The organism is Polaribacter sp. (genome assembly GCF_051251875.1).
Taxonomy (GTDB): domain Bacteria; phylum Bacteroidota; class Bacteroidia; order Flavobacteriales; family Flavobacteriaceae; genus Polaribacter.
Map to the genome: position 1 here is coordinate 1 of NZ_JBPOGL010000059.1, position 8,137 is coordinate 8,137.

The 8,137-nt window shown below is 29.7% G+C and carries 9 protein-coding genes; all 9 read right to left on the reverse strand.

Annotation, left to right across the window (positions count from 1 at the left end; translation table 11 throughout):
• Positions 1-86: 86 nt before the first annotated feature.
• Positions 87-590: a YfbM family protein gene (locus ACSHW5_RS16390; protein ID WP_435677225.1), complete on the reverse strand. Its 504-nt coding sequence runs from the start codon at positions 588-590 to the stop codon at positions 87-89.
• A 210-nt stretch (positions 591-800) separates the two neighbouring features.
• Complete coding sequence (locus ACSHW5_RS16395; protein ID WP_435677226.1) at positions 801-1,535, reverse strand: hypothetical protein; 735 nt, start codon at positions 1,533-1,535, stop codon at positions 801-803.
• 52 nt (positions 1,536-1,587) lie between these two features.
• Entirely contained in the window at positions 1,588-1,968 is a 381-nt protein-coding gene (locus tag ACSHW5_RS16400) for a VOC family protein (protein ID WP_435677227.1), read from the reverse strand.
• Between the two features lie 207 nt (positions 1,969-2,175).
• Positions 2,176-2,925 carry a DJ-1/PfpI family protein gene (locus ACSHW5_RS16405; protein WP_435677228.1) on the reverse strand — a complete coding sequence of 250 codons (750 nt, stop codon included), beginning with the start codon at positions 2,923-2,925 and terminating at the stop codon, positions 2,176-2,178.
• Positions 2,926-3,207: 282 nt separating this feature from the next.
• Positions 3,208-4,677 (reverse strand): hypothetical protein, encoded by a 1,470-nt coding sequence (locus ACSHW5_RS16410; protein WP_435677229.1) that lies wholly within the window; start codon positions 4,675-4,677, stop codon positions 3,208-3,210.
• A 143-nt stretch (positions 4,678-4,820) separates the two neighbouring features.
• Positions 4,821-5,021, reverse strand: coding sequence for a hypothetical protein (locus ACSHW5_RS16415; RefSeq protein ID WP_435677230.1), 201 nt, complete (start codon positions 5,019-5,021; stop codon positions 4,821-4,823).
• A 14-nt stretch (positions 5,022-5,035) separates the two neighbouring features.
• Positions 5,036-5,416 carry a hypothetical protein gene (locus tag ACSHW5_RS16420; RefSeq protein ID WP_435677231.1) on the reverse strand — a complete coding sequence of 127 codons (381 nt, stop codon included), beginning with the start codon at positions 5,414-5,416 and terminating at the stop codon, positions 5,036-5,038.
• A gap of 162 nt (positions 5,417-5,578) precedes the next feature.
• A complete protein-coding gene (locus ACSHW5_RS16425; RefSeq protein WP_435677232.1) occupies positions 5,579-6,112 on the reverse strand; it encodes a hypothetical protein in 534 nt (177 codons plus the stop codon).
• A gap of 374 nt (positions 6,113-6,486) precedes the next feature.
• On the reverse strand, positions 6,487-8,043 hold the full coding sequence (locus ACSHW5_RS16430) for a T9SS type A sorting domain-containing protein (protein ID WP_435677233.1): 1,557 nt from the start codon (positions 8,041-8,043) through the stop codon (positions 6,487-6,489).
• Positions 8,044-8,137 lie beyond the last annotated feature (94 nt).

An 8,137-nucleotide genomic window follows, 5' to 3' on the forward strand; every position in this document is an offset into this window, starting at 1 on the left:
AGAGACATATTCTGCCAACTTCGTCAACACAATATTCAGCTCTTGCCTATCGGCGAGCCGAATACTTAGTTATTGTAAACAGTTTTTTAATTCAAATATGTGATTATAGCTTGATTATTTTCAGAAGCTTTTTTATAAAACTCTTTAAATTCTTTGAAACTGTCAATTAGAAATTCGTGAGATTCTGATTCAGTCCAAATTTCAGGGTAAATTCCAAATTCGTTCATTTCAGAACCATTTATTTTACTTTTTAAAATTTCATCTGTTATTTTTTCCAATTCAGAATATGTCTCTTTCACTTGATTCGGATTTAGAAATTGAGCTGGTCCATATCCAAGGTCTTGTTCTTCATCAATAATTTGAAAACTGAAAAGAGCTCTTTGTAATACATTCGGTTCGTTTTCAAGTCCTCCTATTATTTCTCCAGTCAGAATGTAGTTAATTCCGTCCCAAGATTTATCCAAATCAAGAAACCATTCAGCTTTATAACTTTCGTCCGCATAAATTTTATTTTCAAGAGTTTCAGACTTATTCAAAAAGCCATTTAATTCCTCTTGAGATACTCTGATAACATTTCCAATCATTCCCATATTTCAGTTTTGTTTTAGGTTGGTTTTAATTGTTTACAACGTGTTAAATGCCTATAAATATATTGCTTTTTGTTTACAATCCTTGGGATATCTCTATAAAGTTTAGCGGAAGAGTGGAAGCGTGCACAAACAGCTTTTAGAGTGTTGTTATCGTAGTTTTTTTGAATGTTAGTGGCTGTGTTAAGGGGCTAGGCGAGTAGCAGCAACAAATTATACAGGGTGTTGTGCATCATTTTTCTTTTGGTCTATCAAGGTTCTTAGGCTTGTTATGGGGTGTAATTCGGTCATTTTTGAGATGTCAAATTTTACCCAATCGATCCATTCTAAGCCCATGGTAACATCATATTCTCCTAGTAAACCGTCTAAAAGAATGTAGATGGCATTTTGTGTTTGAATTTGAAAATCATAGTCTATAATGTTTAGTTCAATGCCTATTTTGCCATAAACGCCATCTTGAAATCTAAAGAATATTTCATCATATCCTATTTTTACATCTCCGTATTGAATTTCAAAATCGTCTCCAGACACTCGTTGTCGGAATGCATTTAATTTCCAATGGGCTATGTTAGGAGCTGCATTCACAAGGTTTTTTACTATTGGAAAAAGTTCTTTACTTCCATCAGCAGAGACGGTGAATTCTCTATTCTTATTTTCTTGCACAGGACTGAACTCAAAAACTAAGTCTGCATGTACTTTTTTAAGTTCTGTAGACAGTTCTTGAAATATTCTTGTTCTTATGTCAATATTTTCAAATTCGGTAGCATAGGTTTCATTGTTTTTAGAAAACCAGTTCCAAAATTGTACTTCTTTTGATTGCTTGTTGAAAAAGGAAAATGCCATTGAATCTCTGCGAATTGGGTTGCTTATTAGGGTGCTTTTCATGCGGTTGCTGCCATGTTGTACCCCTTGTTTTGTGGCTATAAATATATTGTTTTTTGTTCCCATTTATGGGGAACGGCGTATTTTTATATGGGCAAAGGGGAATTTTTATTTTCAATTAGTTGTCAATTCTCCATGGGGGATTTAAGCGATGTTTACCCGCATAAAATAATATTAATTGATTTCCATCTAGATCTTTGAGTCTAGCTTCTCTCCAGAGCCATTTTTGATCTGTTGGTTTTTGGTCGAATTTAATTCCTTTTTTTATTAGGTTATTCACATGTTCATCCAAATGTTCACATTCAAAATAGATGGATATTCCTTCGCCTTTTGTCAAATTTTCAGTTTGATGAATTGAAAACGTTGCGTTTCCGTCTGGACATTCAAATCGTGCATAATGAGGTAATGCCTTTACAATTAGTTTTAGTCCCATTTTCTCATAAAAGGCTATTGATTTCTCGACATCTAAAGATGGAATGGTTACTTGGTTTAGGTTCATTTTTTATCTCTAAATTTCTATTTTGGCATTGAATGCAAAACGTGTTTGTATATGGTTTGTTAGTGTGGTTAAGCAACTAATTTAGTGAATAATTACAGACAAAGAAAATCCGCGAGGATTTTCGTAAGCCTGTCCTGAGCCTGTCGAAGGCTTGTCCTGAGCTTGACGAAGGAAAATCAATAAATTATACGGTGTTGATAACTGGCTTTATTTTTTCCAATTTTGAAGTCGGTCGAGATATAAATAACTTTCTACAAATTCTCTATGTGCTACACTGGTCATTTTCTGCACTAAATTCAATGCAGTAATATAACTTGCTAAATTCCCATTTGATGAACTGAATTTTCCGTCCTCTACAAAAGTGACAAAACTATCGTTTTGCACTTTTAGATTCGGATATTCCTTTTGCAATTCTTTTCCGCCACCAATCCACGTTACAATTTTATGTCCATCAGCAATTCCCGATTTTCCGATTAATTGCGCTCCAGCACAATTGCTCACCATATATTTAGTTTCCTTATTTTTCTCTTTTATGAAATTTACGATTTTTTTGTTGTGAACTTGCCCGTACATATCGTAAGCACTTGGAACGAATAAAGCTGTAAGTTTCGGACAATTCTCAAAGGTATAATCCGGCAGGAAATGCATTCCTTCTTCGGTTGTTATTGCGCGTTCGGTTTCGGCAATTGAAACAAGATTAAAAAGCTGTTTTCCATCTTCTGTCGGTTTTGCAAAAACGTCAGATGTTGCAATTACTTCGCTTTGTAAAACTCCGTTATACATTAAAAGTGCGATTGTTGGCAATGCTGGGTTGAACGGTTTTAGGTGTTTTGTTCCCGTATCTGCATTCTGTTCCGTTGTTTCAATTTCAGAATTTTCAGCTTTTGATTTGTCGTTATGACAACTTGTGAAAATAATTGCAAAAATCAATGTTAAAAATCTAATTTTTCTTATCATTTTTAATTATTCTTTTTTGTATACGTTATTTTGTTTTAGGAAAGTTGCGTTGTTTAAGCAGTGAATTTACTAAATAAAACACGAATAGAAAGTTTGCGAGAACTTTTGTAAGCCTGTCTTGAGCTTGTCGAAATGCTTGCTCGATGTAAAGTCCATATTCATAGTTATAAGCCAATTTAAATATAGAAAAATGGCAGTTCTTAAAAATTAAAAAGCCCTTAAAAAGGGCTTAAAAAAGAAGTTTTTTTATTTTTTTAATGGGTTGTGCAACGGTTACTGGTGTTAGGCACTGGAGCTTTTTAATTTCATGTTTTTATATGTATCTAATAAATAATTTAAATCAAATTTTTCTAATTCAAAATCTTCTTCAAGATGCATGGAAAAACTAAATTTTTTTGTTTTAGAATTTGAATCAGTTTCTTTTATTTTATTAAGAATTTCAATTAAACTATATTTTTTGTTTTTTACTATTTGGATTAACATATCCCAGCTAACAATATCGATAAAAAATAAATTTTCATATGGAATAATCTTGAGTTCATCTTCGTTTCGAATTTTTAACGTTTCAGTTTTGAGAAACTGCTCCCAAATATCATCTGAATTTCCTAAAAACAATTTTTTATATGTAATAATGATTCCGTAATATAATTCATTTTCGTTAAGCTTATTCGCTACATTAACCATTTGTTTAGCATATGCTTTGACTAAATTTTTTCTAAACTCATTAGCTAATACTTCATCATTAGGGTTTACGCTCGCATAAGGTTTAATTTCAATTGCTTTAACTTCTATTAAGATATTATTATCTATTACAAAATCCACTAAGTTATTTTTTAAACCAATTTTATTTTCTAACTGTTTTTCTGTGATATAATTAAATTTAACTTCATCAAGTCCAAGTTTCACATATTTCTCCATTCGCGCACCAAATTCTGTAGTAAAATTATCGTCGTTGTTTTTTAAATATTCATATATGAAATGTGTGAAATTATGTTTTAATACATTTTTATGAGGAACAATATAATTATTTTGAAAGATTAAGAATGGTCGTCTCGTAAATATAGACTGTTCAAAGGTTTGTAAATTATAGCTTTTTAAAACTCTCTTATCAATTTCTAATATCTTATCAATGTTTTCACCTGAAAAACTTAAAAGATTAATATAGTTATTAATATCATTTTTGTCAAATAACTCTACAAGATGATTATAATCTTCTCGAGACAAATATCCATTATTCAAGAATCGAATTTTGCAATCATAACCAAGTTCAAGACTTTTAAAAGTAAAAAGCCAAATTACAAATGAAATATTTATAAAAATATTTAAATCAATTTTTGTTAAATTTTTAAAAGATTCATTTATGTCATATTTGTTTTTTAATTCATAGAATAATATTGATTGTCGAGCAAATGTGTCCCAGTAAACTGAATTTTGATAAATAAATTGTTGATGAGCCATCATTATGAACGGCTTTTGAAAATCTAATGAATTACTTAAATTAAATTGATTATTTGACATCTCAAGATTTTCAATTTGAGTCATCAGTTTTCTAATGTCATCTGTAGTTGCAATTTTAGCTTTATACTTCTTGGGATAGAATTCATAATTCCACTTTAAGAGAAGTAATAAATGCCATATAGGTAGGCGGTAATTTTTATCAATTTCTGTTCTTCGTAATTGCAGTATGATTTCTGTTGTAACGGATTCAAGTGTGAAGGTTTTTAATTTGTTTCTTATTGGCTTGAATTCCATTTTTTCTTAGCTTGTGTGTAACGTGTTTATATATGATTTGTTGCGTGTTTCAAGCAACTAATTTAGTAAATAATTACCGACCAAGAAAGTCCGAGAGGACTTTCGTAAGTAGGCGCGAAGCCAGCAATAAATTATATTTGGTGTTATTGTGGAGAGTTTTTTATTTTTCTTTCAATCTGTTCGTTCATTTCTAAAGCTGATAATTCGATTTCTTTTTCAATTTGTTCCAAATTATCTCCAATCTTTTCAATTTTAGGACCAAGTTTATGAGTTAGACTTACTTTCCAAACACAATTTGAAATTTCGTCAATTTCCTTTTTCCATTTTTCAAGTTTTTCTTTCATAACATTTTCTTAATTTAATAATGTACCCAATAAGAGTCCGTTTCTTCTTTATCGTCAACCATTCTAATTCGGATGTCAAATAATTCAGTCAAGATTTTTTCTTTAGTTGAGTTGTCAAATTCTTCAAATTCCAATTCCTCAATATGTTCTGAAATTTTGTCTCCATTATGCCATTTTTCCGCCACAATTTTTTCAATCAGAATGTTCAATTCGGGTGAAGGATTTTCCTTTTCAGATTTATACCAAATAAATTCCTGTCTTTCTTCTGCGTTATTTCCGTCATAGATTGCAATTCCGCTTATTGAATCAATCGTTTCATTAGTCAATTCAATTTTCTCAACTCCATATAATTTCAGATATGATTTTAAAAAATTCAGTCTTTTAGATTCTTTCATTTCGGTTTTTTCTCAAATTAACCACAATGTTGTTTTGTATGGAAAGTTGCGATTTTGTGAACGAGGAATTTCCAGCGGAAATTCAGAAGTTTGCAAAAAAGTAACAAGCTTTAGTTTAAACCAAATAAAGCAATTTTTTATACAAGGTTTTGGCAATAGTATTTATTTTTTTATAATTGGATTAAATGGAATTCCGAATAATCCTTTTTCTAATTCTAATTCAATTTCTTGATTTTTATATACTAAATTAAAATCCTTTTCATTTAATTTCAAGTTGTCAATTCCATTTTCATAAATTTTGTTCGGAATTATTCCCCAAACAGTATTGTTTAAATCCCAGTAATTAGGTTTAAAAGTTACAATAAATTTTTTAGTAATTATTTCATTACTGGATAGTCTGTTTGTTTTTAGTCCGATCATTAAAACAAAGTCAGAAATTACAGGGTAAATAATAATACACATCATTCCAATGTAAAAAATGTGTCCTATTTTCGACCATATTTTTACACCGTATTCAATTTTGTCAAATATTCCAAAAAAAGTAACTAATATGGTTAAAATAATAGAAATTGGCATAATTAATTTCTTAAAATCAGTTATGTCACTTTTTAAATATAACAAAGATTCCCATTGTAAAAAGTAGAAACTATTCAATAATAATATTCCAGCAACTACAATTCCAATTATAATTCTCATTCGTTTTTTCATATTATTGCCAACTAGTTATAAACCTATAAATATATTGCTTTTTGATGAACATATTTGGGATGTTCCCAATAAGTTTTAGTAGCTGTTTAAGAATGCGTAAACACCCTATTTTAGCCCTTTTATGGCATTCCTTTAGAATTGATATCGGCTTAAGAAAAGAAGTAGTAAAGCGGGAGTACTTGCTTTATATTTTAGTATGAAAAGCACCTCTTATAAAGTTATGAACGCGCTATTCAGGTCTTTTAAAACACGTGAATTATTGAAGTGTATAAAAACAGAAACCGCCTCTAAAGACGGTTTTTATGTATAGATCTATTATATTTATTATGGACTTGTGAAACGATTAGCGGTGTTACAAACAGTTATTTCTTTATTATTTTTAGTGTTTCCTTTGTTTTGCCGTTCCATATTCTTAAAATATAAACCCCTTTTGTTAAAAAAAATAAAGGAATATCTAGATTATAGTCCAAATTTAGGTTACTAATAGATTTTAATTTTTTACCATCAATAGAATATATTTCAATATCTATTTTTTCACTACTAAAATTTTTATTTATTATTGTTATACTTTCTGCCACTGGATTTGGATATATTAAATAGTTCTTTGAATTATTTATTAAATCATCAGTTCCAAGACTGCTATCAATTATGTATCTAGCTATTGCAAAATCATATGTGTTTCCATTTTCCTTTGTGTACCCTGCAAAGAGTATTTTGTTATTTGATTGAAATGCTAAAGAAAAACCGAAGTCACGAGAATTATTATTTAAATCTGTTGTTGTAATCCCATTATTCCCAAAAGTATTGTCTAAAATACCATTATTAGTATATCTTAACAAAATCAAATCTCGTTGTAAAGTTGTAACGTTTATAAAATAACCTCCAAGAATTATTTTTCCATCAGTTTGTATTAAAGAAGTAAAACTAAAGTCATAATCAGAATAGTTTGTAAATGTTGTTCCATTTGTACCAAACGATTCATCTATACTACCATCAGTATTATATCTTGTTAGGGCAATATTATCGTAACCTTGATTGTCTTCAGAACTACCGTTAATAATTATTTTTCCGTCGGGTTGTATATTTATGGCATAGCCTCCGTCATTTTTACCGCTTTCAAATGAAGTAAAAATTATTCCTGTAGAATTAAAAGTATTATCTAAACTACCGTCAGAATTATGTCTTATTAATGCTTTATCATAAACATCGCCATCACCTATATCATTTTTTCCGCTAGTCCCAGCAATTAAGATTTTACCGTCTGATTGCAATTTTAGGTCTCTTAAAGAATCCACAGACCCTAAATCTGTAGTAGTAATTCCATTAGTCCCAAAGGAAGTTATTACAGTTCCTGTTTCGGATATTTTTATGATCCCATAGTTAGAAGAAATTTCACATCCTATAAAAATTTTATTGTCAGGTAAAATAGCAACTTTTTTTCCAAAATCATCAGCACCACTATCATATGTAAAAAGTCCATTAATTGCATAAGTAGTATCTAAAGTTCCATTTGAATTAAATCTCGCAACAATAATATCTTTATTTGAATTAGTAGTGTGTCCAACTGTAATTATTTTCCCATCGGACTGTAATAATGAAAATGATGCTTCCTCATCAAAACCATTAATATCTAAAACAGCAATTCCATTAGTTCCAAATGAGCTGTCTAATATTCCATTAGAGTCATATTGTACTAAAGCAAAATCACTATTTCCATTTGCATTTGTTGTATATCCAGTCACCAAAATTGTACCATCATCTTTGACTAAAACAGATTTACCTCCATCATTTATTAGATTATTTGATACCTCCGTAATTGCTATTCCATTAGTTCCAAAAGTAGGGTCTAAAATTCCAACTTGGGAGTAAACTGAATTTAGAATGATTAATTGTAAAACAAATAGTAACTTAATTTTCATGTGCTGCTTGTATTATACTGATATAGGTTGACCTTTTTTTAGGTTAATTTTTCAATTTTTACCGAAAGTTATTTCCGATTTTTTTTCTTTGGCC